Origin of the sequence: Oceanicola sp. D3 (genome assembly GCF_006351965.1) — a bacterium.
Lineage (GTDB): Bacteria > Pseudomonadota > Alphaproteobacteria > Rhodobacterales > Rhodobacteraceae > Vannielia.
The window spans coordinates 1,841,301-1,865,687 of record NZ_CP040932.1 but is presented as its reverse complement, the minus strand read 5'-3'; the positions used below and the strand labels follow the sequence as shown (position 1 = coordinate 1,865,687).

26 protein-coding genes are annotated in these 24,387 nt (G+C 64.9%); 13 read left to right on the top strand and 13 right to left on the bottom strand.

What is annotated here, in order from left to right:
• Nucleotides 1-42 precede the first annotated feature (42 nt).
• The 4 genes from FHY55_RS09460 to FHY55_RS09445 all read left to right on the top strand — a co-directional run bounded on the left by FHY55_RS09460 (nucleotide 43) and on the right by FHY55_RS09445 (nucleotide 2,753).
• The gene (locus FHY55_RS09460; protein WP_140013957.1) at nucleotides 43-513 is read left to right on the top strand and encodes a YbaK/EbsC family protein; all 471 of its coding nucleotides are present in this window, start codon (nucleotides 43-45) and stop codon (nucleotides 511-513) included.
• Between the two features lie 221 nt (nucleotides 514-734).
• Nucleotides 735-1,208, top strand: coding sequence for a DUF2852 domain-containing protein (locus FHY55_RS09455; protein ID WP_140013956.1), 474 nt, complete (start codon nucleotides 735-737; stop codon nucleotides 1,206-1,208).
• 120 nt (nucleotides 1,209-1,328) lie between these two features.
• Nucleotides 1,329-1,781 (top strand): RDD family protein, encoded by a 453-nt coding sequence (locus FHY55_RS09450; protein ID WP_140016064.1) that lies wholly within the window; start codon nucleotides 1,329-1,331, stop codon nucleotides 1,779-1,781.
• Nucleotides 1,782-1,901: 120 nt separating this feature from the next.
• Nucleotides 1,902-2,753 (top strand): arginyltransferase, encoded by an 852-nt coding sequence (locus FHY55_RS09445; protein ID WP_140013955.1) that lies wholly within the window; start codon nucleotides 1,902-1,904, stop codon nucleotides 2,751-2,753.
• Between the two features lie 109 nt (nucleotides 2,754-2,862).
• On the opposite strand, the gene FHY55_RS09440 is transcribed toward FHY55_RS09445, so the two are convergent.
• The 6 genes from FHY55_RS09440 to FHY55_RS09415 form a co-directional block, all read right to left on the bottom strand.
• Nucleotides 2,863-3,720, bottom strand: a complete 858-nt coding sequence (locus FHY55_RS09440) for a DUF1206 domain-containing protein (protein WP_140013954.1) — start codon at nucleotides 3,718-3,720, stop codon at nucleotides 2,863-2,865.
• Nucleotides 3,721-3,833: 113 nt separating this feature from the next.
• Complete coding sequence (locus tag FHY55_RS09435; protein ID WP_140013953.1) at nucleotides 3,834-5,279, bottom strand: TRAP transporter large permease; 1,446 nt, start codon at nucleotides 5,277-5,279, stop codon at nucleotides 3,834-3,836.
• Nucleotides 5,279-5,992 (bottom strand): TRAP transporter small permease, encoded by a 714-nt coding sequence (locus FHY55_RS09430; RefSeq protein ID WP_140013952.1) that lies wholly within the window; start codon nucleotides 5,990-5,992, stop codon nucleotides 5,279-5,281. The genes FHY55_RS09435 and FHY55_RS09430 overlap by 1 nt, the downstream gene beginning before the upstream one ends.
• 62 nt (nucleotides 5,993-6,054) lie before the next feature.
• Complete coding sequence (locus FHY55_RS09425) at nucleotides 6,055-7,086, bottom strand: DctP family TRAP transporter solute-binding subunit (RefSeq protein WP_140013951.1); 1,032 nt, start codon at nucleotides 7,084-7,086, stop codon at nucleotides 6,055-6,057.
• A 148-nt stretch (nucleotides 7,087-7,234) separates the two neighbouring features.
• Nucleotides 7,235-8,236 carry a TRAP transporter substrate-binding protein gene (locus tag FHY55_RS09420; protein ID WP_140013950.1) on the bottom strand — a complete coding sequence of 334 codons (1,002 nt, stop codon included), beginning with the start codon at nucleotides 8,234-8,236 and terminating at the stop codon, nucleotides 7,235-7,237.
• Nucleotides 8,237-8,533: 297 nt separating this feature from the next.
• A complete protein-coding gene (locus tag FHY55_RS09415; protein WP_140013949.1) occupies nucleotides 8,534-9,226 on the bottom strand; it encodes a thioredoxin family protein in 693 nt (230 codons plus the stop codon).
• Nucleotides 9,227-9,471: 245 nt separating this feature from the next.
• On the opposite strand from FHY55_RS09415, the gene acnA reads away from it, so the two are divergent.
• Entirely contained in the window at nucleotides 9,472-12,246 is a 2,775-nt protein-coding gene (gene acnA / locus FHY55_RS09410) for an aconitate hydratase AcnA (RefSeq protein WP_140013948.1), read from the top strand.
• A gap of 78 nt (nucleotides 12,247-12,324) precedes the next feature.
• Here acnA and FHY55_RS09405 read toward each other — a convergent pair whose 3' ends face one another.
• A complete protein-coding gene (locus FHY55_RS09405; protein WP_140013947.1) occupies nucleotides 12,325-13,572 on the bottom strand; it encodes an FAD-binding oxidoreductase in 1,248 nt (415 codons plus the stop codon).
• A 98-nt stretch (nucleotides 13,573-13,670) separates the two neighbouring features.
• Here FHY55_RS09405 and FHY55_RS09400 point away from each other — a divergent pair, with 98 nt between their 5' ends.
• On the top strand, nucleotides 13,671-14,702 hold the full coding sequence (locus FHY55_RS09400; RefSeq protein ID WP_140013946.1) for a fatty acid desaturase: 1,032 nt from the start codon (nucleotides 13,671-13,673) through the stop codon (nucleotides 14,700-14,702).
• A 40-nt stretch (nucleotides 14,703-14,742) separates the two neighbouring features.
• Here FHY55_RS09400 and FHY55_RS09395 read toward each other — a convergent pair whose 3' ends face one another.
• Entirely contained in the window at nucleotides 14,743-15,036 is a 294-nt protein-coding gene (locus FHY55_RS09395; RefSeq protein WP_140013945.1) for an NINE protein, read from the bottom strand.
• A gap of 128 nt (nucleotides 15,037-15,164) precedes the next feature.
• Between FHY55_RS09395 and FHY55_RS09390 the strand changes: the two genes are divergently transcribed.
• From FHY55_RS09390 to FHY55_RS09360, 7 genes are all read left to right on the top strand, one after another.
• Nucleotides 15,165-15,458 carry a hypothetical protein gene (locus tag FHY55_RS09390; RefSeq protein WP_140013944.1) on the top strand — a complete coding sequence of 98 codons (294 nt, stop codon included), beginning with the start codon at nucleotides 15,165-15,167 and terminating at the stop codon, nucleotides 15,456-15,458.
• A gap of 324 nt (nucleotides 15,459-15,782) precedes the next feature.
• Nucleotides 15,783-16,445, top strand: a complete 663-nt coding sequence (locus FHY55_RS09385) for a DUF2199 domain-containing protein (RefSeq protein WP_168222966.1) — start codon at nucleotides 15,783-15,785, stop codon at nucleotides 16,443-16,445.
• 141 nt (nucleotides 16,446-16,586) lie between these two features.
• Nucleotides 16,587-16,847, top strand: a complete 261-nt coding sequence (locus FHY55_RS09380; RefSeq protein WP_140013942.1) for a hypothetical protein — start codon at nucleotides 16,587-16,589, stop codon at nucleotides 16,845-16,847.
• Nucleotides 16,848-16,978: 131 nt separating this feature from the next.
• A complete protein-coding gene (locus tag FHY55_RS09375; protein ID WP_140013941.1) occupies nucleotides 16,979-17,635 on the top strand; it encodes an SDR family oxidoreductase in 657 nt (218 codons plus the stop codon).
• Between the two features lie 127 nt (nucleotides 17,636-17,762).
• Nucleotides 17,763-18,548, top strand: a complete 786-nt coding sequence (gene surE, locus FHY55_RS09370) for a 5'/3'-nucleotidase SurE (RefSeq protein WP_140013940.1) — start codon at nucleotides 17,763-17,765, stop codon at nucleotides 18,546-18,548.
• Nucleotides 18,545-19,192, top strand: a complete 648-nt coding sequence (locus FHY55_RS09365; protein WP_140013939.1) for a protein-L-isoaspartate(D-aspartate) O-methyltransferase — start codon at nucleotides 18,545-18,547, stop codon at nucleotides 19,190-19,192. The genes surE and FHY55_RS09365 overlap by 4 nt, the downstream gene beginning before the upstream one ends.
• 52 nt (nucleotides 19,193-19,244) lie before the next feature.
• Nucleotides 19,245-20,420, top strand: a complete 1,176-nt coding sequence (locus FHY55_RS09360) for a M23 family metallopeptidase (protein ID WP_140013938.1) — start codon at nucleotides 19,245-19,247, stop codon at nucleotides 20,418-20,420.
• Nucleotides 20,421-20,575: 155 nt separating this feature from the next.
• On the opposite strand, the gene FHY55_RS09355 is transcribed toward FHY55_RS09360, so the two are convergent.
• The 5 genes from FHY55_RS09355 to FHY55_RS09335 all read right to left on the bottom strand — a co-directional run bounded on the left by FHY55_RS09355 (nucleotide 20,576) and on the right by FHY55_RS09335 (nucleotide 24,318).
• On the bottom strand, nucleotides 20,576-21,412 hold the full coding sequence (locus FHY55_RS09355) for an ATP-binding protein (RefSeq protein WP_254695504.1): 837 nt from the start codon (nucleotides 21,410-21,412) through the stop codon (nucleotides 20,576-20,578).
• Nucleotides 21,413-21,414: 2 nt separating this feature from the next.
• The gene (gene tatC / locus FHY55_RS09350) at nucleotides 21,415-22,275 is read right to left on the bottom strand and encodes a twin-arginine translocase subunit TatC (RefSeq protein WP_140013937.1); all 861 of its coding nucleotides are present in this window, start codon (nucleotides 22,273-22,275) and stop codon (nucleotides 21,415-21,417) included.
• A gap of 4 nt (nucleotides 22,276-22,279) precedes the next feature.
• A complete protein-coding gene (tatB, locus tag FHY55_RS09345; protein WP_140013936.1) occupies nucleotides 22,280-22,840 on the bottom strand; it encodes a Sec-independent protein translocase protein TatB in 561 nt (186 codons plus the stop codon).
• Nucleotides 22,841-22,861: 21 nt separating this feature from the next.
• A complete protein-coding gene (gene tatA / locus FHY55_RS09340; protein ID WP_140016062.1) occupies nucleotides 22,862-23,077 on the bottom strand; it encodes a twin-arginine translocase TatA/TatE family subunit in 216 nt (71 codons plus the stop codon).
• A gap of 161 nt (nucleotides 23,078-23,238) precedes the next feature.
• On the bottom strand, nucleotides 23,239-24,318 hold the full coding sequence (locus FHY55_RS09335; protein ID WP_254695465.1) for an ABC transporter ATP-binding protein: 1,080 nt from the start codon (nucleotides 24,316-24,318) through the stop codon (nucleotides 23,239-23,241).
• Nucleotides 24,319-24,387 lie beyond the last annotated feature (69 nt).

The window sequence follows — 24,387 nt, the reverse complement described above, 5'->3', positions numbered from 1 at the left end:
GCCGCTCCGTAGGGTGGGCACCACCCCACCACCCGAGGCCCCATGTCCAAATCCCTCAAACGTGTCCGCGCCGCGCTGCAAGCCGCAGGCCTGCCAGATACCACCCGCGAAATGCCCGAAAGCACCCGCACCGCCGCCGAGGCTGCAGCCGCCGCTGGCTGCGAGATCGACCAGATCGCCAAGTCGATCATCTTCGCCGGAGAAGAGAGTGGCGCGCTCTACCTCTTCCTCACCGCAGGCGGAAATAAGGTAGACCCGGCCAAGGCCAGCGCAGCCGCGGGGGAGCCCCTCACCCGCGCCGACGGTGCCGCCGTGCGCAAGATCACCGGCTTCGCCATCGGCGGCGTTGCCCCCATCGGCCACCTCACCGCGCCCCGCGCCTTCCTTGATCCGCGCCTGCTGGAGTTCGAGCAGGTCTGGGCCGCCGCCGGCACCCCCCGCCACATCTTCGAGATCGCGCCTCAGACCATGGCTCGGCTGGCAAAGGCAGAAGCCGCCGACTTCACCCTTTAGGCGCGGTCATCCCCCGGCCATACACGCGGCTCTCTCACGTCCTAGCCCCGTCATCCTCGGGCCTGACCCGAGGATCTCCAGCCCCAAAACCCCCAACGCCCACAGCACATTCGGGCCAAATGTAAAAAACATTCACATTCCCCCTTGAAGCCCCCGCGCCCCACCCCCATCTCTCATAATGTGAAAGACATTCACATACGCAAACAAACGGAGATACCCTGATGAACACCGCCCAAACCGCCGCCGTCACGCACCAGCCCGGCTGGTTCGCCCGTGCCGAAGGCTGGCTGGACGAGCGTGGCAAGGGAGCCTGGATCGCAGCCATGGTGCTGGGGTTCATCTTCTTCTGGCCCCTCGGACTCGCCCTTCTCGCCTATATGATCTGGAGCAAACGCATGTTTTCTGGCCGCTGCGCCCAAAGGCGCTCTCACACCCATGACGCCCACCGGATGAACCGTCGCCACGGCTTCCGCTCTTCCGGCAACACGGCGTTCGACAGCTACAAGGCCGAAACCCTGCGCCGCCTCGAAGACGAGCAGGAAGCCTTCGAAGGGTTCCTCGAACGGCTCCGCGCCGCCAAGGACAAGGAAGAGTTCGACGCCTTCATGGATGACCGCGCAACAGCCGCCCAATCCTCGGACGATGGCGAGAAGAGCAGCGACAGCGACGAACCCGCGCTCACCGAGCCCCGCTAAGCCAAACGTCCACGGAACGGGGCACGCCTCCCCCGCGTTGTCCCACCAACGGCCCGCCGCTCCCTCCCCCCGGGCGGCGGGCCCCTTTCAAATCGTCAGGAGACACCCCAGATGTCCACGATGGACAACATCACCACCGCCCTCCCCGACCCGGACCTTGCGCCCGAGTTCTACGCCGATACGCCCGCCAAACGTTTCTTTGCGTGGCTCGTCGACGGGGTGATGATCTTCCTCGTAACCCTGCTGGTGCTCCCCTTCACCGCCTTCACCGGGCTCTTCTTCTACCCGCTGCTCTGGCTGGTGATCTCTTTTGCCTACCGCACCATCACGCTGGCCTCCGGCTCGGCAACATGGGGCATGCGGCTGATGTCCCTCGAAATGCGCACCCACCGCGGCGAGCGCTTCGGGCTGGGCGAGGCCTTCATCCACACGCTGGTCTACTCGGTGGCCATCTCCACCTTCCTCGTGCAGGTCATATCTGTTGTGCTGATGCTGACAACATCCCGCCGTCAGAGCCTTGGCGACCATCTCCTCGGCAGCGTCGCGATCAACCGCGCCGCCGCCCGCCGCTGAGGTGCGCGTGTCGCTGCAGGGCAGCATCTCACACCGCCTCACTGTTTCTGGGGGCTTGGCGCGACGTCATCACACTGTTACCGTCACCTCTGAACCTCAATAACCGCACGCTGCCTCCCCTTGCGCCACACACTTCCCATCGCGCCCCAGTTCTACGTGACGGCCCCGCAACCCTGCCCCTACCTTGAGGGCCGGATGGAGCGGAAGCTCTTCACCGCGCTGCAGGGCGAAGGCGCCGAAAAGCTGAACGATACGCTCTCCCAGCAGGGGTTCCGCCGCAGCCAAAACGTTCTCTACCGCCCCTCCTGCGCCGATTGCTCGGCCTGCATGTCCGCCCGTATCCGCGTGGCAGACTTTGAGCCGACCAAGAGCCAGAAACGGGTGACCAAGCGCAACGCCATGCTCACCCGCAAGGCCAATTCGCCCTGGGCCACCGAGGAGCAATACGCGCTTTTTCGCCGCTACCTCGATCAGCGACACGCCGACGGCGGCATGGCCGATATGGATATCTTCGAGTTCGCCGCGATGATCGAGGAAACCCCGGTGAAGAGCCGGGTGGTCGAATATCACCTGCCCGCCGAGGCCGCAGAGAACGACACCGGTGAAGACCAGCTGGTGGCCGTCTGCCTCACCGATGTGCTGGCCGATGGCGTCAGCCTCGTCTACTCCTTCTTCGAGCCGACGATGGAAAAGCACTCACTCGGCCGCTACATCATCCTCGATCACATCAACATCGCCCGCGAAGCCGGCCTGCCCTATGTCTACCTCGGCTACTGGGTGCCCGGCTCGCCGAAGATGGGCTACAAGGCCAGCTACGGCGCGCTTGAAATCTACAAGAGCGGCGCATGGCGCGATCTCGGCGATGCCGAAGAGCACCGGCAAGAGATCCACCCGCTCTCGGTCGATCCCATAGCCGAGCAGGTCGCCCGCATCCGCCTCCCCGACAGCCGCCCCGCCAATCGCCGCGGCTAAGGCGCACTGCCTGACAGGCCCAGCTTTGGTGAGATCCACGCTGTAGCCCACCGCCGTGTATGGCACGCGGTGTCCGGAACTATCCCACGCCCGGCCTACCGCTCACACCTCAATCCGCCGCCGCCAGCGTCCCTTCCGCCTTCATCTTCGCCCGCCGGGCCAGCGTCATCACGTCCTTCCCGTCGCGGCGCGGGATAACCCGGTAAAGGCCCTCAACCGCGTTTTCTACCGCAAACGCGATCAGCCCAATGGCCACCACCCCCAGCATCACCCGCCCAAACGGGGCCGCGCGGATCTGGCCCAGCGCCTCGCCCACGCCGCCCGCCTGCTGCGGATCGGAGGCCAATGCGGCAAAGCAGATAAGCACCCCGATCACGCCAATCACCACCCCCTCGGCAATGCAGCCGAACTTCATCACCGGGTCCAACCGCTCGGCCACCGGCGTCACCCGGATATGCGCCTTGTATTTCTCAGCAAGCCCCTTGTAGCCATAGTAAATCCCGGCCCCGACCGTCATCAGCCCAACCGCGCCAACCAGCCACGGCCCAAATGGCATGGCCATCAGCTTGGCCGTCGCACTCTCGGTGCCCCCGCCGCCGCCCTCACCACCGCGCAGCGCCAACCCGGCAACCGAAACGCCAATCGCCCCGTGGATCACCCCGGTCACAACCAACCCTGTCCGCGCGATGATCCCTTCTGCCTCGTGGCCATAATCCTCAAGGTCCATCCAGGCGTCGATCAACCGCCACGCCATATAGGCCCAGAGACCGACCGCCACGAGCCACAGCAGCGGCGTGCCCCACCAGTGCCCCTGCAAATCCGCCAGCGCATCCGTGGTGCCCTCCGCCTCCCCGCCCTTGATCGCGGCGGTGAGCGCAAGCCCGCCCACGACGTTGTAAACCAAGGCGCGGGCAAAGTAGCCCGCTCTCATCACGGGCACGACCCAGCCGGGGGCTTTCTCGGACATCAGGCACTCCTCCTTTCATAGAAGGACGCCCCGCCAGCCCGATGGTTCCCTCCCCGAGGCCAGTAAAAAGGGGGCCACCCTCGCAGGCAGCCCCCTCTCAACTCCGTCACTGTTTACTGACGCGCTTCACAATAAGCGCGCTCCAGCGTGTCCGATGGCATCGGATCACAGCGGATCTGCGGCCCCAGGCTCGACGCATTGGGCAGCGCCGTAGAGAGTGGCGGGATGTAGGTGATCATCAGCAGGAAGACGAAGAGCACCGCCAGGAAGGGAGACGCCGCCTTCACCACCTTCATCATCGGCATCCCGGCCACGCCGCTCGTCACGAAGAGGTTCAGCCCCACCGGCGGCGTGATCATCCCGATCTCCATGTTCACCACCATGATGATACCAAGGTGGATCGGGTCGATCCCCAGCTCCAGCGCAATCGGAAACACCAGCGGCGCCACGATCACGATCAGCCCCGATGGCTCCATGAACTGCCCGCCGATCAGCAGGATGATGTTGACGATCACGAGGAACATGATCGGCCCGAAGCCCGCACTCAGCATCGCCCCCGCGATCTGCTGCGGGATCTGCTCATCGGTCAGCACATGCTTCAGGATCAGCGCATTGGCGATGATGAACATCAGCGTCACCGTCAGCTTGCCCGCGTCAAACAGCGTGTGCCGGGTGTCGCGGTGCACAAACGCGGTGAGCAGCGCCCAAGGCTTCTTCAGCAGGCTCGACTTGGCCACCCCCTCGCGCTCCGCCAAGGGCCCCATGTCACGATAGACCCAGACCGCCACGATAAAGGCATAGACCGAGGCCACAGCCGCCGCTTCCGTCGGGGTGAAAATCGCCTTGGTGATCCCCGGAATGCCGTAGATCCCCACCATGATGATGACGATCAGCATCAAGCCCCAAAAGGCCTCGCCAAAGCTGCGGGCAATCTCGCCCCAGCCCTTCCACTCGCCCGCAGGCATATTCTTGATCACGGCCATCACGTAGATGGTCACCATCAACATCACGCCCGCCAGCAGGCCCGGAATGACCCCGGCCAGAAACATCCGCCCGACCGAAACATCCGTGGCCGAGGCATAAACCACCATCACGATCGACGGCGGGATCAAAATGCCCAGCGTGCCCGCGTTACAGATGACCCCGGCGGCAAATTCCTTGGTGTAGCCCGCCTGCTTCATCGCCGCGATCACGATCGTGCCGATGGCCACCACGGTTGCGGGCGACGAGCCCGAAAGCGCGGCAAAGAGCATGCAGGCGAAGACGCCGGCAATGGCGAGGCCACCGCGCAGATGCCCCACGCAGGCAATCGAGAAGCGGATGATCCGCTTGGCCACCCCGCCCGTGCTCATGAAGCTGGATGCGAGGATGAAGAAGGGAATGGCCAGCAGCGTGTAATGCCCCGCCATCGCCTGATAGAGGCTCTGCGCCACACTCGCCAGCGAGGTGTCAGAAAGCACCAGCAAAAAGACCATCGACGAAAGGCCCAGCGACACCGCAATCGGCACCCCGATCATCAGCAACCCGATGATCATCACGAAGAGAAGAACGACATCCATTATTTCTGCTCCTCGCCATGGGTGGCAGCCACGGCGGCCACTTCGTCTTCGGCCTCATGGCTCACGATCAGGCTGTCCTGCTTGCCGGTGATGATACGGATGGTCGCCTGCACGAGGCGAAACAGCATCAGCGCCACCGCAATGGGCAGCATCGCATAGGCAATAAACCGGGGCAGCTTGTCATAATGCTCCCACTCGGCCTCGGGGTAGCCCTTGTTCAGGGTGAGCGGCTCCAGCCAGCGCAGCCACTCCAGCATCGGCACCTGGTCGGTCACGTAAAAGCTGTTGTTGCGCGCGCCCCAGTCGATCCCGGTCGGAAACCAGCGGCCCTCGGTTGGTGGCAACCCGGCAAAGGGGGCCCAGTAATCCCACGCGCCCTTCATCAGCAGCAAGGCATAGATCAGGCAGGCCGCCGCCGAAAGCAGCGCCAGCACCCGCTGACCCTTCTTCGGCAACATGGCAGTCAGCGCATCCACGCCAAGGTGCGCGGTGATCTTGAAGGCATAGGCAATCCCGAACAGGACCAGCCACGCAAACAGGATCAGCACCACCTCCTGCCCCCAGATCAGCGAGTCGTTGAAGCCGTAGCGCAGCACGACGTTGACAAAGGTGATGAGCGTCATCAGCCCGAGCAGCACGGCAATCACCGACTCCTCCACGCTGTTGACCCATCGACTAAACCCGCCCACCGGCAGGTCGTGCTGTTGCGACATCCCCATTTCCCCCTGTCTGTATGGCGGCCGCAGGCCCCTGCCCGCGGCCGCCGTCGCGCGGCTTACCCGCCCGACATCATCTCTTCGTTGATCTTGCGCGCGGCCTCGATGTTCTCGGCGCCAACGTCGCTCTCAAATTGCTTCCAAACCGGCAGCATCGCCTCAACCCAGCGCTGGCGCTGCTCGGCGGTCAACTCCCGCACCGTGCCGCCCGCGTCGATGATCGCCTGCTTGGCGTCCTGGTTCACCCGCTCGCTCTCGCCGTTGCGGGCTTCCGTCACCTCGCGCAGGATCTGCGAAAACTGGTCGCGTACGGCAGGCTCAAGCGAGTCCCACCAATCCACCGAAGTCACCACCATGTAATCGAGCAGCAGGTGGTTTGTCTCGGTGATCCCGTCCTGCACTTCAAAGAACTTCTGGCCATAGATGTTCGACCACGTGTTCTGCTGGCCATCCACAACGCCGGTCTGCAGCGCGCCGTAGACCTCCGAGAAGGTCATCGGCTGGGCACTGGCCCCCAAGGCCTCCATCTGCGCGATGATCACCTCGGCAGGCTGCACCCGCATCTTCAGCCCGGCCACATCGCTCGGCTCCACCAGCGGCACATCTGCCGAGATCTGCTTCATCCCGTTGTGCCAAAACTCCAGCCCCAGAAGGCCGCGCCGGGTCATGCCCTCTTTCATCGCCTGCCCGGTCTCGCTTTGCTGAAAGGCGTCCACGGCCTCCATGTTGGCAAAGAGGAACGGCAGGTCGAAAATGCGGAACTGCTTGGTGAAGGTCTCGAATTTTGAAAGCGACGGCGCGGCCAGATGCACATCGCCCTGCAACATCGCCTCCAGCACCTGATCGTCATTGTAGAGCGTCGAGTTGGGATACACCTCCATACAGGCGGTGCCATCCATCTCTTCGTTTACGCGGCTCTGCAGCAGGCTCGCGGCAATGCCCTTGGGGTGGCGATCCGTGTTCACCACATGGGCAAACTTGATAACGGTCTCGCCGTCGTCACAGCCTTCGGTTCCGGCGGCCATGGCAGCTTGGGTCACGGCACAAAGCGCCACGGCCACGGCTGTGGCGGTGTTCAGCGTTCTATTCATCCTGGGGGTCCTCCTGATGTCTCCCTCGGGGCCAGTCGGCCCACCGGGGGGAAGGTTCATCGCCCATTGCTGAACCGCAAGGTATCACAGGATACCGTAGAGACGCCCCCCGCCCGCCCATGGCGCGCGGAGGACTCCCCTGCTCTGCTTACATCGACGCGTTGATTTCCTGCGCGGCGGCAATGTTGTCGGCGCCCACGTCGCCTTCAAACTGCTCCCACACCGGGCTCATCGCATCCACCCACATCTGGCGCTGCTCTGGAGTCAGCTCGCGGATCTCGCCGCCTGCATCCAGCACCGCCTGACGGGCTTCCTTGTCCACCTGCCCAACGGCTGCGTTCCGCTCTTGGGTCACTTCCTCAAGAATGGTCAGCAGCTGGTCGCGCACATCGGCGTCGAGGCTGTCGAGCCAGTCGACCGAGGCCACCACGAGGTAGTCGAGCACACCGTGGTTGGTTTCGGTGGTGCCGTCCTGGACCTCAAAGAACTTCTGACCATAGATGTTCGACCAGGTGTTCTCCTGCCCGTCCACAACGCCCTGCTGCAGCGCGCCGTAAACTTCCGAGAAGGCCATCGGCTGCGGGCTGGCGTTTAGCGCTTCCATCTGGGCCACCAGCACATCGGAAGGCTGCACGCGGAACTTCAGGCCAGCGGCATCGCCCGGCTCGACCAGCGGCTTGTTGGCCGAGAACTGCTTCATCCCGTTGTGCCAAAACTCAAGGCCCTGCAGGCCCCGGCGCTGCATCGAATTCTTCATCGCCTCACCGGCTTCGGAGGTCTGGAAGGCGTCAACCGCGTCGATGTTCTTGAACATGAACGGAAGGTCAAAGATGCGGAATTGCTTGGTGAAGGTCTCAAACTTCGACAGAGAAGGCGCGGCCAGCTGCACATCGCCCTGCAGCATCGCTTCCAGCACCTGATCATCGTTGTAGAGCGTGGAGTTGGGGTAAACCTCAACACAGGCCTTGCCGTTCATCTCTTCATTCACCCGCTCCATGAGCAGGTTGGCGGCGATGCCCTTGGGGTGGCGGTCGGTGTTGGTGACGTGGCTGAACTTGATGACAATCTCGCCATCGTCACAGGCAGCAAAGCCCGCACCGGCAGACAGGACCAGCGCCACAGCGGTGGCGGAAAGGGTCGCGAATTTCATGTGGATGTCCTCCCAGACATTTGGTTCGGTTCAGCGCCTCCCAGCGCCTGCTCGAGACAAATGCCAACCAAGCGCGCCCGGCAAGCCCTTGCTTAAAGGCGCGCGGCGAGCGGCATAAACATTTGATTTGAAAGATTTTCCGCAAAGGCCCGCAAAGTGCCACCCGCACCAGCGTCCCCTTTCCCACACACGCCACCCGCGCATCTGTGCGGATTTCCGCACAGTTCCAGCCGGTGTTTGCCTTGGTGAGTCCAGCGCTGACAGCTCGTCAGCCATATTCTCAGGGCAAAATGCCCCCTACTTCACACGCGCCGCGGCTATGATCTCGCCCGGTCCGGCCTTCTGCACGATCACCACCGCCGGGGCTTCTCCCGGGGCGGCAACCTGCAACTCCAGCGCGGTTTCCCCGTCCCACTCGCCCAAGACCTGCCAGTCGCGCACGATGTTATGGTAGCTCATGGTCAGCCCGGCGTTTTCACCGCGCTTGATCGCCACGGTCTCTTCCGGGGTGTAACGCACAAGCTGCACCACCAGCTTTCCCTGTGCAGGCTGGGGCGGGGTGCCATCAATGGCCACCTCCTCGCCCACGCGCTGCGCCCGAAGCTGCATCACCGCCGGGCGCGCCTTATGGGTGCCCAGCAAGTCCACCACATCCATCGGCCGCGCGCCAACAACGTGATCCACCCCGCCAATCACCATCTGCGGCGTATAGATCGTGCGCGCGCCCGCCTGATGCGCATACCCCTTCTGCCGCTTGGTGTGCTCGGGGCGGGCAAAGGCGTCTTTCCAGCCAATGTAGTCCCAGTAGTCCACATGCAGCGCCAGCGCGATCACGCCCGGTTTCTTTGCAAGCTTGGCCAAAATTTCATCAGCCGGCGGGCAGCTCGAACAGCCCTGGCTGGTGTAGAGTTCCACCACAACCGGCTGCTCCGCAACCGCGATGCCCGCCAGCCCCACATATAGAGCCATTGCCCCAAAGAGCTTTTTCATGCCTGATTTCAAGGCCATATTAACCTGCCAATGTCATCCCTGCCTTCCGGTTTATCCCCTCCCCCGCGCAAGCGCCAATCAACGAAACGCGAGAGATGTGACAAAGCGCGCCGCCCCCTTGCGCCCCAATTGTGTGCAATGGTATACAAAAACCGAGCTGGCCACCCCAATCATCCTTGCAAGCCCCCGCGCTTGCAGCGTAAGGGAAGGCCAAGTGCAGCCACCCAAAGCCAAGGGAGCCCCCCATGCCAATCACCGTCGGCCACGATACCTCCAAAACCCGCAAAACACTCACCGTCGGCAGCCAGTCGGTCGATTACTATTCGATCCCTGCCGCCGAGGCCGCCGGTCTGGGCGACTTCTCCAAGCTTCCCGCCGCGCTCAAGGTGGTGCTGGAAAACATGCTGCGCTTCGAAGATGACAAGACCGTCTCGGTCGATGACATCAAGGCCTTCGCCGAATGGGCCACCAAGGGCGGCAAGAACCCCCGCGAAATCGCCTACCGCCCCGCCCGCGTGCTGATGCAAGACTTCACCGGCGTCCCCGCCGTGGTCGACCTCGCCGCCATGCGTGACGGTATCGTCGCGCTGGGTGGCGACCCCGAAAAGATCAACCCGCTCAACCCCGTCGACCTCGTAATCGACCACTCGGTCATGATCGACGAGTTCGGCAACCCGCGCGCCTTCCAGATGAACGTGGACCGAGAGTATGAGCGCAACATGGAGCGCTACACCTTCCTCAAGTGGGGCCAGAGCGCGTTCAACAACTTCCGCGTTGTGCCGCCGGGCACCGGCATCTGCCACCAGGTGAACCTCGAGTATCTGGCGCAAACCGTCTGGACCGACAAAGACCAGAACGGCGTTGAAGTCGCCTACCCCGACACGCTCGTCGGCACCGACAGCCACACCACCATGGTCAACGGCGCCGCCGTTCTCGGCTGGGGCGTGGGCGGCATCGAGGCCGAGGCCGCCATGCTCGGCCAGCCGATCTCCATGCTGATCCCCGAAGTCGTCGGCTTCGAGCTGACCGGCAAGATGATGGAAGGCACCACCGGCACCGACCTCGTGCTGAAGGTCGTCGAAATGCTGCGCGAGAAAGGCGTCGTTTCCAAGTTCGTCGAATTCTACGGCGACGGCCTCGACACCCTGCCGCTGGCCGACCGGGCAACCATCGCCAACATGGCCCCCGAATACGGTGCCACCTGTGGCTTCTTCCCGATCGACGACGAAACCCTCCGCTACCTGCGCAACACCGGCCGCTCCGAAGACCGCGTCGCGCTGGTCGAGGCCTACGCCAAGGAAAACGGTTTCTGGCGCGGTGCCGATTACGCCCCGGTCTACACCGACACCCTGTCGCTCGACATGGGCACCATCGTTCCCGCCATCTCCGGCCCCAAGCGCCCGCAGGATTACATCGCGCTGGATGCTGCCGCTCCTGCCTTCGCCAAGTTCATCGAAGGGCTGCGCGGCGCCAAGGATGCCTCCGCCAAGGAAGAAGTCCGCTGGGAAGGTGAAGGCGGCGCGCCCGAGCCGCAAGACATCCCCGGTGACACCGGCAACCACAAGAAGGGCTGGTACAAAACCGACGATGGCAGCTACCAGCTGCATGACGGGTCCATCGTGATCGCCTCGATCACCTCCTGTACCAACACCTCCAACCCCTACGTGATGATCGGTGCCGGCCTCGTGGCCCGCAAGGCGCGCGAAAAGGGCCTCACCCGCAAGCCTTGGGTCAAAACCTCGCTTGCGCCCGGCTCCCAGGTCGTGTCGGCCTACCTCGAAGCCGCCGACCTGCAAGAGGATCTGGACGCCATCGGCTTCAACCTCGTCGGCTACGGCTGCACCACCTGCATCGGCAACTCCGGCCCGCTCGAAGCGCCGATCTCCAAGGCGATCAACGACTACGATCTGGTGGCAACCTCGGTGCTCTCGGGCAACCGCAACTTCGAGGGCCGCATCAGCCCCGACGTGCGCGCCAACTACCTCGCTTCCCCGCCGCTCGTGGTGGCCTACGCGCTGGTGGGCGACATGAACATCGACATCACCACCGAGCCGCTCGGCAATGACAAGGACGGCAACCCCGTCTACCTCAAAGACATCTGGCCCTCCCAGAAAGAGATCGCCGATCTCGTCGAGCAGACCGTGACGCGCGAGGCCTTCCAGTCCAAATACGCCGACGTCTTCAAAGGCGACGAGAAGTGGCAGGGCGTGGAGACCACCGACAGCCAGACCTACGACTGGCCCGCAACCTCCACCTACGTCCAAAACCCGCCCTACTTCCAAGGCATCACCATGGACACCCACGCCATCGAAAACATCGAAGGCGCCAAGGTGCTGGCCCTGCTGGGCGACATGGTCACAACCGACCACATCTCCCCCGCCGGTTCCTTCAAGGAAACCACCCCGGCCGGTAAGTATCTCACCGAGCGTCAGGTGCCGGTCCGCGAGTTCAACTCCTACGGCTCGCGCCGCGGCAACCATGAAATCATGATGCGCGGCACCTTCGCCAACATTCGCATCAAGAACGAGATGCTGGATGGCGTCGAAGGCGGCTACACCAAAGGCCCCGATGGCGAGCAAACCTCGATCTACGATGCCGCCATGGCCTATCAGGATCAGGGCACCCCGCTGGTGATCTTCGGCGGCGAACAGTATGGCGCGGGCTCCTCGCGTGACTGGGCCGCCAAGGGCACCGCGCTTCTGGGCGTCAAGGCCGTGATCGCCGAGAGCTTCGAGCGGATCCACCGGAGCAACCTCGTCGGCATGGGCGTCATCCCCTTCGAGTTCACCGGCGGCGACACCCGCAAATCGCTGGGCCTCACCGGTGAAGAAACCGTCTCGATCAAGGGCCTCGTCGGCGTCAAGCCGCTGCAAGAGGTTCCCGCAGAGATCACCATGGCCGATGGCAGCACCAAGGAAATCACCCTCAAGTGCCGCATCGATACCGCTGTGGAGATCGACTACATCGAAAACGGCGGCGTGCTGCACTACGTGCTGCGCAACCTCGCCAAATCCGCCTAAACACCGGACAAAAAACAAAAAACGCGGGCCCAACCAGGCCCGCGTTTTCACGTAGGGTAGGCAATCTGCCCACCATCCCTAGGCCCCCCAAAACCGCCGATCCGCGCGCAGCCCGCTGATGTCGATATTCGGCTGCCGCCCCTCCGCCAAATCCGCCACGATCCGCCCGGTCACCCCGCCGAGCGTCAGCCCGAGATGCTGGTGCCCAAACGCATGGATGATCCGCTCCGCCCCCGGGCGCACGCCGATCACCGGCAGCGAATCCGGCAGCGTCGGGCGAAACCCCAGCCACTCGCTCTCCGGCCCCGGCAGCGGCCCCAGCATCTCCTCGCCCCTGCGTCGCAAATACGCCAGCCGCCCTCGGTTCGCCGCAGCCTCCAGCCCGGCAATCTCCACCGTCCCCGCCAGCCGCGTGCCGCGTGCCATAGGTGAGGCGTAAAAGCCCCCCTCAGCCCAGCCCACCGGGCGGGCCACACGCCGAACATCGTGCCCGAACTGCAAGTGATAGCCCCGCTCCGTCCCCAGCGGCAGTCGCGCCGTCCCTGCGCCCGCGATCCGGCCTGAAAACGCCCCCGCCGCCACAACCGCACGCCCCGCGCCAATCACCTGCCCTCCCGCAACCACCTCCACCCCATCGCCACGCTCCCGCATCTCGCTGACCTGCGCCACCACCGACTCGCCCCCCAGCTCCGTGAACCGCGCATGAAAGCGCTGCACCAGCGCCTCAGGGTCGCTCACATGCCGCGCGTCGTCGAACAGCACCGCCCGTGCCACCGGCAGCACCAGCCCCGGCTCCATCTCGCGCGCCTCCGCAGCGCTCACCTCGCGCCAGCTCACCCCAAGCGCCCGCCGCCGCGCCAGCCCGGCCTCTGCCGCCTCCCCCGCCTTGCCCGTCGACCAAACCGTGAGCTGCCCCCGCGCCTTTACCAAATCCTGCGCGCCCGCCGCCTCGATCAGCGGGTTCAGCCCGCCGTCGGCATGGGCCAGCAAGGTCGCAAGCTGCGCCGCAATCCGCCCCGATGGCCCCGCACGGCAATTCGCCAAGAAAGTCAGCATCCAGCGCGGATGGCGCAGCGCATGACGCCACGAGATCGAAAGCGGGCTGTCCCGTCCAAACAGCAGCGTCGGCAGGTCGCGCAGCACAGCGGGGTCGTTCACCGGCAGGCAGCCATAGGTCGCCAGCGTGCAGGCATTGCCATAGCTGGTGCCCGAGCCGGGCGCCGCCGGGTCGATCAACACCACGCTGAGGCCCCGCATCCGCGCCCAAAGCGCCGCGCTCACCCCAACAATCCCCGCCCCCGCGATCGCAACGTCGAACTCGGCCATCCCGCCCCCGCCTTCCCTCTCTCGCCTTTCATGAAAGGACTCGTTTCCAAAGCCCCCGCAATCCTCTATGTCCGCAGGCAACCACAAGAAGCAGGCACATGACAGATCAGGCGCATTCTCCCCAGCACGACTCCGCCCCCCGGGCCGCAAAAGACTGGGTTTCGATCCTGTCCCGCTACCGCGCCTCCACCCCCTCCCGCTCGCTCTTCGAGCTGGGCGTCACCATCGGCCCCTTTGTCTCTCTCTGGGCGCTCGCGTGGTGGTCGCTCTCCTATAGCTACTGGCTCACCCTTGCGCTGTCGCTCTGCAACGCCGCCTTCCTCCTGCGCCTCTTCGCCATCCAGCATGATTGCGGCCACGGTGCCTTCTTCGACAATCGCACTTTGTCAGACTGGCTCGGCCGCGTGCTCGGCGTCCTCACCCTCACGCCCTACGATGTCTGGCGCCGCACCCACTCGATGCACCACAGCGCCTCGGGCAACCTGTCGCGGCGTGGCATCGGCGACATCCACACGCTCACCGTGGCCGAGTATCAAGCCGCCTCGCCCCTGCGCCGCCTGCGTTACCGGCTCTACCGCAGCCCGCTGGTGCTCTTCGGCCTCGGCCCGGGCTACCTGTTTTTCCTGCAAAACCGCCTGCCCCTCGGCCTGCTCGCAAAGGCACGCTACTGGGTCAGCGCCATGGCCACCAACGCCGCCATCCTTGCCGCGCTGGGCCTGATCCTGCACTTCGGCGGCCTCGCCCCGATCCTGCTGATCTTCCTGCCCTCCACTCTGCTGGCCGCCACCGCCGGGGTCTGGCTGTTTTACGTCCAGCACCAGTTTGAAACGACCCATTGGGAAGAAGAGGCCGACTGGCAGCTGCATGACGCCGCCCTGCACGGCTCCTCGCACTACATCCTGCCCGGCTGGCTACAATGGCTCTCTGCCAACATCGGCATCCACCACGTCCACCACGTTCACAGCCGCATCCCCTTCTACCGGCTGCCCGAGGTGCTGCGCGACCATGCCGAGCTGGCCATCGCCAATCGCATGACCATCCGCGAAAGCCTGCGCAACGCCCGCCTCCACCTGTGGTGCGAGCAGCGTCGCCGCCTGCTCTCCTTCGCTCAGGCCCGCCAGAACGCCTGACGCAGGCCGGGCAAGCCCGCGCAAATCCCGTCCCGGGCGCTCACACCCACACTCGCTTGCGCGCCAAGGCCGGAATGTAAAACGCGTCAATAAGCAACCAGACCAGCCAAGCCATGAGCATCGGCAGGCCAACGCCCTCCAGCACCAGCGCAAGCCCCAGCAGCACCAGCACCGCCTGCGCCGCGCCCGTGACCCATGCGCCAAGGTAAAACCGATGCACCCCAAGGCCGCCGCAGAATAGCCAAAACAGATAGGCCAGCACGAGCGACTTGCGCCCCCGCCGCAACGCGCGCGCCACTTTCACGTCCATCCCCGGGTCTGTCACGTAAGCCATGGCCCTGCCGTTCTTTTTCTCTCCCCTGAAGGAAAACCATCAAAGCATGGCAAACTGCGGGCACCGATGGGCCATTTGCCGGGCCATCCTCTTGGGCTAACCTGCCCCCACCCGGCGCAGGAGGCCCCATGAGCGACGAGAAGATCGAGGTCGAAAACGTCAACACCCCCGGCAAGACCAGCCGCGTGAACCGCGCGAAATATCTCGATATGCGCGCAGCCCTCCTCGCCGTCCTGCCCAGCGAGGCACCGGGTATGAAGGTGCCCGAAGCCAAGGCCGCCCTCCTGCCCCGGCTCGACGCAGCGCTCTTTCCCGGCGGCGACACCGCCGGATGGTGGCTCAAATGCGTGCAACTCGATCTGGAAGCAAAGGGCCTGCTCGCCCGTGCACCCAAGCCCCCCGTCCGGCTCCGGCGCTGCTGAGCGCCAGACAGAAAAAGACCCCGGCCACGGGGAGGAATGCCGGGGTCTTCTCTGGGGTCGGGCGAGTGTGGCCCGGGGTCCGGGTGTCGGGGAGGCCCGGATCTTCTGGTTTCAAATATCAAACTCGAAATACTGGCTGAAAATGCCGTGCTTGCTTACAAAGTCGCGGGCCATATCGGGCCTGCACCAACAGCTTTGCCCGGCCCGGCGCGCATTTGCCATCGCAGGCCCGGCACATTCACCCCGCATTCACGCGCAATTAACGCAAGGGCAGCCTGCGCCGCCCGGCTTGACCCTTCCCGCCCGAGCGGCCACATCTTTGCCATGGCCTTCAACGCCCCCCAATGGTTCTCCGACGCGCTCACAACCGCTGGCGCCGACCCGGCGCTGGACCATGACCCACGCTGGGCCAACTTCCTCGACCCCGACTATCGCTGCCCCTGCTGCGGCATCGCCTCTCCCGGCCTGATCGACCTTGGCTTCGATCACCCCGATGTCTGGCCCCACGGCAATCGCGGCGAGACCGGCGAAGTCCTGATGCAGCACGGCCGCGACCGGCTGACGACCGACCTCTGCCGCTTGGGAGACTCCTACTTTATCCGCTGCATCCTCCCCGTGCCGATCCGGGGGCATGATGGCTACTTCTGCTTCGGGCCATGGGCGATGGTGGCGCGCGAGCATTTCGAGGCCCATTCGGCCGCCACCCTGCCGCCCTTTCCGCCCTTTGACGGATGCGAGGCCGTGCTGGCCAATGCCCTCCCCGGCACCGCGCCGCGCCAACCCACGCCCTGCATGCTCACCACCGCCGGGCCCACCGACCGGCCTGCCCTGTTTCCCCACGCCGGGCCGCTGCGGGCTGCGCAAGAGAGCGGCATCACCTTTGATACGCTGCTCCAGATCTACGCCACCACCGGCACCGATCTGCGCGGCCACCTTGGGGATGGGCCCGAACCAGAGGCCAAATCTGAGCCCAAGCGCGAAGACTAGGCGCTCTTCCGCCGCCTCACGCAGCCGTCACCCCCTGTGACGACCTGTCCCTCTGGCCCTCTCTCACACGCCCTGCTAGGCCGCCTGCTTGCGCGCCCCGGGTCACTCCCGGGGCGCCCGCATTTTGGAGACGAGAGAGAGATGACCGAACCGACAGAAGGCCAGCAAGAGGCCGCCCGGATCGCCACCACACGCAACGCGCTGGACCTCGGCGCGCTGTCGCTCATTGCCATCATCGGCAAGCCCAACGCCCGCCGCGCCATCCTGCGCCACCGCTCGGGCCGGGTCGAAACCGTGGCCCTCGGCACCCAAGCCGCAGGCGGCACCGTGACCGGCATCGGCAGCCGCAGCCTCACGCTCAAACTCGACGGCAAACCCCTGCGCCTCAGCCTGCCCGGCTGAGCGCCGCGCCGCGCGGGGCCTCATCGGGGCCTTTCCGGCCCCTCTTCGCCCCATCGTCGGCACCTCGCCAGCCCCGGGGCGACCACGGATCGGTCTTGACGACACCCGCGCCCCGCGCCACACCCGGCCCCATGACACAGACAGCCGAGAAAACAGCCCTCATCACCGGGGCCTCCCGCGGCCTCGGCGCCGCCTTCGCCGAGGCACTGGCCCCATCCCATCACATCATCGCCGTGGCCCGCACCACCGGCGCGCTCGAAGAGCTGGACGACCGCATCCGCGCCAAAGGCGGAGCCGCCACGCTCGCGCCGATGGACATCGGGGTGGAAGCGGCCATGGAACAGCTGGTCAGCTCCATCGCGGGCCGCTGGGGTGGCATCGACCTCTGGATCCACGCCGCCGTGCATGCCGCCCCGCTCGGCCCCACCGCGCATCTGGACGAGAAAGACTGGCAAAAGAGCCTCGACACCAACCTCACCGCCACCCGGCGACTGATCTCGCTGGTCGAGCCGCTGCTGCTGGCCCGCTCCGGCACGGCGGCCTTCTTTGACGACACGCGCGGTGGGCAAAAGTTCTTCGGCCACTACGGCACCACCAAGGCCGCGCAGATGGCACTGGTGCGCGGCTGGCAGGCCGAAACCGCCAAGACCGGCCCCCGCGTCGTGGTGCTGGAGCCCCAGCCCATGCCCACCGCCACCCGCGCCCGCTTCTTCCCCGGCGAAGATCGCGCGCCCCTGACAAGCCCGGCCGATGAAGCCGCCCGCTTGCTCACCGAGGTTATCGCCTGAGGCCAAGCGGCGGTTTGAGTATTTTCAGCAAGAAAATGCCACAGCGCGCACCAGCCGCAGCGGCCTTCCGCTTGTGAGCGGGCGGGCGCTCGCCTATGCAGGAGGCACGGGCAAGAAGCGGGGCAACATGCGCATTCTCATCACCAATGACGACGGGATCAACGCGCCGGGGCTGGCGGTGCTTGAGGCAATTGCCGCCGATCTCGCCGGGCCAAGCGGCGAAGTCTGGGTGGTGGCGCCCGCCTTCGAGCAATCCGGCGTCGGCCACTGCATCAGCTACACCCACCCCACCATGATCGCCAAACTCGGCGAGCGCCGCTTCGCCGCCGAGGGCAGCCCGGCCGACTGTGTGCTCGCCGGGCTCTACGATGTGCTCGAAGGCGAGCGCCCTGATCTCGTGCTCTCGGGCGTCAACCGGGGCAACAACGCCGCCGAAAATACGCTCTACTCAGGCACCATCGGCGGCGCGATGGAAGGTGCGCTGCAAGGCGTGCGCTCGGTGGCGCTTTCGCAGTTCTACGGCCCCGACAACGTGGAGCTGGAAAATCCCTTCGAAGCCGCCGCCGCCCACGGCGCCCGCACCCTGCGTTGGCTGCTGGAGCATGGCGAATGGGAGGGCGAGCGCTACAACACCTTCTACAACGTAAACTTCCCGCCCTGTGCCGCCGCCCAAGCGGGCGAGCTGAAGATCACCACGCAAGGCCGCAGGAAAACAACGAATTTCTCCGTCGAGCCCCACATCGCCCCCTCCGGTCGCCGGTTCCTCTGGATCAAGGGCGGCCCCCAGCACGAAAATACCGGGCCGGGCACCGATGTCGCGGCCAACCTCGCCAATCACATCTCGATCACCCCCATGCGCGCCGACCTGACCGCCCATGATGCGGTGGCGCGCTTGCAGGAGAAACTGGGATGAGCGAGGGCACGGAAGCGGAACGCAAGATGCAGTTCCTCTTCGCCCTGCGCTCCCGGGGCGTCACCGACAAGGCGGTGCTCTCCGCCATGGAAAAAGTTGACCGCGGTCAATTCGTGCAGGGCCTGTTCTCCGAACGCGCCTATGACGACACGCCCCTGCCCATCGCCTGCGGCCAGACCATCTCGCAGCCCTCCATCGTCGGCCTGATGACACAGGCGCTCCAGCTCACCCCGCGCGACAAGGTGCTCGAGGTCGGCACCGGCTCTGGCTACCAGGCCGCGATCCTCGCCATGCTCGCCCGCCGGGTCTATACCGTCGACCGTTTCCGCCGCCTTACCCGCACCGCCGAGGCGCTGTTCCGCGAGCTGGATCTTACCAATGTCACCACCTTCACCGCCGATGGCTCTCACGGGCTGCCCGAGCATGCGCCCTTCGACAAGATCATCGTGACAGCCGCCGCCGAAGATCCGCCCGGACCGCTCTTGGCCCAGCTGCGCATAGGGGGTATCATGGTGGTGCCCGTTGGCCAGTCGGACGCGGTGCAAAGCCTGATCCGTGTGCGCCGCACCGAAGAAGGCCTGCGCTACGACGAGCTGCGCGACGTGCGTTTCGTTCCGCTCCTCGAGGGGTTGGGCAAAGAGTAGTCAGGGAGGTGCCGCAATAAGGCACCCCCAAAAGTTTGAGGGAACGAGCGTCATGCGTCTCACCGCAACTCTCGTGGCATCCGTGAGCCTCTTCGGCCTCACCGCCTGTGAAAGTCTTGATAGCGATTTCCGCGGCTTCGGCGGCGGTTTCAACACCAGCGAGGCCGCGCGCAAAGCCACCGAGCCCCGGCCCGCACCAGACAATCGCGGCATCCTCTCCTACCCCGGCTACCAAGTTGCCGTGGCCCGGCGTGGCGATACGGTCACCTCCGTTGCCGCCCGCGTCGGCATCCCCGAAAACGAGCTGGCCGCGCGCAATGCCGTGCCGCCCGGAGCCTCTCTGAACGCTGGCGAAGTGCTGCTGCTGCCCCGCCGCGTGGCAGAGCCCTCCCCCTCCACCGGCGCGCCCACCACCGGCCCGATCCGCCCCGCCGAGCAGGTTGATGTAGCCGTGCTGGCCGATAACGCCATTTCCCGCGCCGAGGGCACAATCACCCCCGCCGCCCCGGCCCGTAAGCCGCAAACCGGGCAAGAGCCCGTCCGCCACGTGGTCAAGGCTGGTGAAACCGCCTACTCCGTCTCCCGCCTCTATGGCGTGTCGGTCAAGGCGCTGGACGAGTGGAACGGGCTGGATGACAAGCTCACTCTGCGCGTCGGCCAAACCCTGCTGATCCCGCCAGAGGCGCCCTCGCGCCCCAAGCCCACCACCGTCACCAAGCCCGGCACGGGCAGCGAAACGCCAACGCCGCCCTCGGCCGCCAAACCGCTGCCCAAGGACGAACCCGCCGCGGCGCAAACCAAGACGACCGAGGCCAAGCCCGCGCCCGGCACGCCCGAAAGCCCCGATCTCGGCAAACAGGCCACCCAGGCCTCTGCCAGTTCGGCGCGCTTCACCTCGCCGGTCAACGGCAAGATCAGCCGGGTCTTCTCGTCGCGCAACAAGTCGGTCAACTTCTCGGCCAGCGCAGGCAGCCCGGTGAAGGCCGCTGATGCGGGCACCGTCTTCGTCGTGACCAAAACCGACGATCAGGTGACCTATGTCGGCATCAAGCACGACGGCGGGCTCACCTCGGTTTACGCCAATGTCGACGGCGTGACCGTGAAGAAGGGCGACAAGGTGTCCAAAGGGCAGTCCATCGCCAAGGTCAGCCCCGGCAACCCGGCTTTCCTCAATTTCATCGTCCTCAAAGGCACACAGGCCATCGACCCGGCCCCCTACCTGCCCTGAGTGGCGGCGCACGGGGCGTTAACTTAACCATGCAGGCGGAAATCCCGTCCGCATGGGATGTGCATCAGTTGTGCATAGGGTGTGGCCTACGTCTTTTGACGGGTTAACGCCGCAAAGGTTAACCGTAGGGTGGGCAATCTGCCCACCACCCGGCCTCAGAGCTTCACGCCCTTCCGCCCCGCCAGATCGGTGAAAAACTGCCAGGCGACACGCCCCGAGCGCCCGCCGCGCGTGGCCTGCCATTCAATCGCCTCGGCGCGCAGGGTCTCGGGCTCCACCTCCACGCCGTATTCGGCGCAATAGCCTGAAATCATGGTGAGATACTCGTCCTGCGTGCAGGGATGAAAGCCCAGCCAAAGGCCAAAGCGGTCACTGAGAGAGACCTTCTCCTCCGTCGCCTCGCTTGGGCTGATCGCAGTGGAGCGCTCGTTCTCGATCATGTCGCGCGGCATAAGGTGGCGACGGTTGGAAGTGGCATAAAACACCACGTTCTCAGGCCGCCCGGCGATACCCCCATCGAGCACCGCCTTAAGCGATTTGTAATGCTCGTCATCATGGCTGAACGAGAGGTCATCGCAAAACAGCAGAAAGCGGGCCTCGGAGCGGCGCAGATGGCCGAGCAACCGGCCAATGGAGGGCAGGTCTTCGCGCTGCACCTCGATCAGCTTGAGGTTGGCAAAATCGGCTTGCACCGCAGCGTGTACCGCTTTGACAAGGCTGGATTTTCCCATGCCCCGCGAGCCCCAGAGCAAGGCGTTGTTCGCAGGCAGACCGGCGGCAAACTGGCGGGTGTTTTCCACCAGCGTGTCGCGCGAACGGTCAATGCCGATCAGCAGGCTGATATCCACCCGGTTGACCTGCTCCACCGGCTCCAGCGAATCCGGATCCGCGTGCCATAGAAAGGCCGAAGCGCTTGTAAAGTCAGGGTCTTTCAGCGGGGGCGGTGCCATCCGCTCCAGCGCGGCGGCAATCCGGTCCATCGGGTCGTCCACGCTCAAAACTCTTCATCCTCATCCAAGATGCCTTCAGCCCGCAGCCGCGCCGTCCGCCTGCGCTCCACCCGTGCCACGAGGAAGATCGACACCTCGTAGAGCCCGTAAACCGCAACAAACAGAATGACTTGGGTAAAGATATCCGGCGGCGTCACAATGCCCGCCAGCACGAGGATCGCCACAACCGCATATTTGCGCACCGCCGCCAGCCCGGCTGCGCTCACCAGCCCTGCCTTCCCCAGCAGTGTCAGCAGAACGGGCAGTTGGAAGCAGACACCAAAGGCCATGACGAAGGTGATGGTGAGCGAGAGGTATTCCGAGATGGAGCCCTGAAACACCACAGATCCGGACCCCGCCACAACCTGCCCCTCGTCAGCGGTCTCCGCACCCGTCGGGGCGGCCCCGCCAAAGTCTTGGAACCCAAGGAAAAAGTCGTAGGCCAGCGGGATCACGATGTAATAGCAAAAGGCCGCGCCCAGCAGGAACATCGCCGGCGAGGCGATCATGAAGGGCAGGAAAGCCGAGCGCTCATTGCGATAGAGCCCAGGGGCCACAAACCGCCAGAGCTGGAAGCCGATCACCGGAAAGGCCAGCGCGAAACCGGCCAGCATGGCAATGCGGATCTGCACAAAGAACCCGTCCTGCAACCGGATCATCTGCAGGTTACAGGCCTGCATCCGCTCCGCCATCGCATGGCAGACCGGCTGCTTAAGGAAATCGAAAATCTGGCCTGCAAAATAGAAGCAGATGAAAACGGCAATGATGAAGGCAATCGCCGAGCGGATCAGCCGGGTGCGCAACTCGGCCAGATGCTCAATGAGCGGCGCGGAGCTATCGTCGAGGTTCTCTTCTGCCTGACTCATCCGTTCAGCTCACACCCGCATCGCCCGGTGCGCCGGGCTTCGTCTCTGATTTCATGGCAGCTTTTGTGTCCGGCTCAGCAGGCGCAGGGGCGTCCGCCCCGTTAACCATCTCTTCATCAAAGTCCGGCTCGTCCGAAAGCTCCGCCGCCTCCGAGGCCGCCGCAGCCGCCTCCCGCGCCTTACGCTCTTCAGCGGCCTTGGCGCTGGCGTCGTGAATCTTGCGCTTGGCCTCCGCCCGCTCTTCCGAGAGCTTTTGGGTTTCGGGGCCAAGGTCTTTCTTCGCCGCGTCTTTCTTGCCGGGCTCCCACTTGTCAAAGCGGTCGGCGGCGTCGCGCAGCTTGTCGATCCCCATCGACTTGGGGTTCATCGTCTTGTTGAGGTCGCTGGCCACGTCCTTCATGCCAGTGCTGTCAGCGGCATCTTCCATGGCGCGCGAAAATTCCCGCGCCATCCGCTTCACCTTGGCCGTCATTTTGCCAAGCGACTGGAACATCACCGGCAAGTCCTTCGGACCCACCACGATCAGCGCCACGACGCCAATCAGCAGAAGCTCGCTCCAGCCCATTTTGCGACCCCTAAAGCCCTATCAGGCCTTGTCTTTCTCTTCCGGCGTCACGTCGCGCGCGGCGGCCGCATCGGCTTCGTCCAGCTCTTTCGTGCCTTCCGAAACGCCCTTCTTGAACGAGGTGATCCCCTTGCCCACTTCGCCCATCAGCGAAGAGATCTTGCCGCGCCCGAAGAGCACCAGCACCACGACGGCAATAAGAAGCCATCCGACCGGGGGGATATTGGTGATGAACATCGCTTGCATGATTTGCCCGTCCTTTGATCCCTGAAGCCTTGCCACGGGGGTCGAGACACCCCGAGAAGTCGCCCCTATTTATGGAGTTTCCGGCCCGGGCGAAAGGGGCCTTTACATCACGATTGGGCAATTCTCGCGGTCACTTGGCCGCAGCGGTGCCCTCAATCGGTGCGCAGAGGAAACAGAAAGCACCTGTCGCGCCGAATGGTGAGCCACAGCACAGTGCCCGGCTTGGGCAGGAAAACCGAGGGAATCGTCGCCCGAAGCACCTGCCCATCATGGTCCATCTTCAACTCCACAAGGCTCTCGCGCCCCATAAAGCGCGCCCGCTCCACCACGCCCCGTGCAGGCATCCCGTGGCTCTCCGTCGGGTTCGGCCCGCGCCCGCCGCGGTCAAAGTCGATGGTCAGGTGCTGCGGGCGAAAGACAATCTCCACCTCCTGCCCATCCGGCACACCCGGCGCGAGGAAAGAGCCAAAGGGTGTTTCCGTCAACGCGCCTTCAACTTTGCCCCTCAGAATATTGATATCACTGAAAAAAGCAGCGGCCTTCCGGTCACCTGGGTTGTTATAGATCGTATAGGGAGCGCCCCGCTGCACAATCACCCCATCGCGCATCAGCAGGATTTCATCGGCCATCCGCATCGCCTCATCGGGCTCATGGGTGACAAGCAGCACCGCCGTGCCCTCTTCCTTCAACACGCTCAGCGTCTGGTCGCGGATCTCATCGCGCAGCCGCATGTCGAGCCCCGAGAATGGCTCGTCCATCAGCATCACCCGCGGCCGTGGGGCCAAGGCGCGGGCCAGCGCCACACGCTGTTGCTCCCCGCCCGAAAGCTCATGTGGATAAGCCTCCGCATGGCTGGCCAGCCCGACCCGCTCTAACAGCTCGCCCACCCGCCCGCGCGCCGCGCCGCGCTTCAGCCCGAAAGCCACGTTCTTGGCCACCGTCAAATGCGGAAACAGCGCAAAATCCTGAAACATCAGGCCAATATTGCGCTCTTCCGGCGGCACGAAGGTCGACTGGTCCGAAAGCACGGTGCCTTCTGCCAGCACACGCCCTTCATCGGGCCGGTCGACGCCCGCGATCATCCGCAAGGTGGTTGACTTGCCGCAGCCGGAGGGGCCGAGCAGGCAGGTCACCTGCCCCGGCGCCAGTTGCAGCGACAGATCACGCACCACCGCCCGCCCGCCAAGGCGGCGCGTCAGGTTCTGCACCTCAATCCGGTCGCTCTCGCCCAAGTCCCCGCCTTCCGTTACCCGAGCAAAAGCATCGGGTTGCGGGCGGTGGTAGCAGCCCGTCTCAGGCCG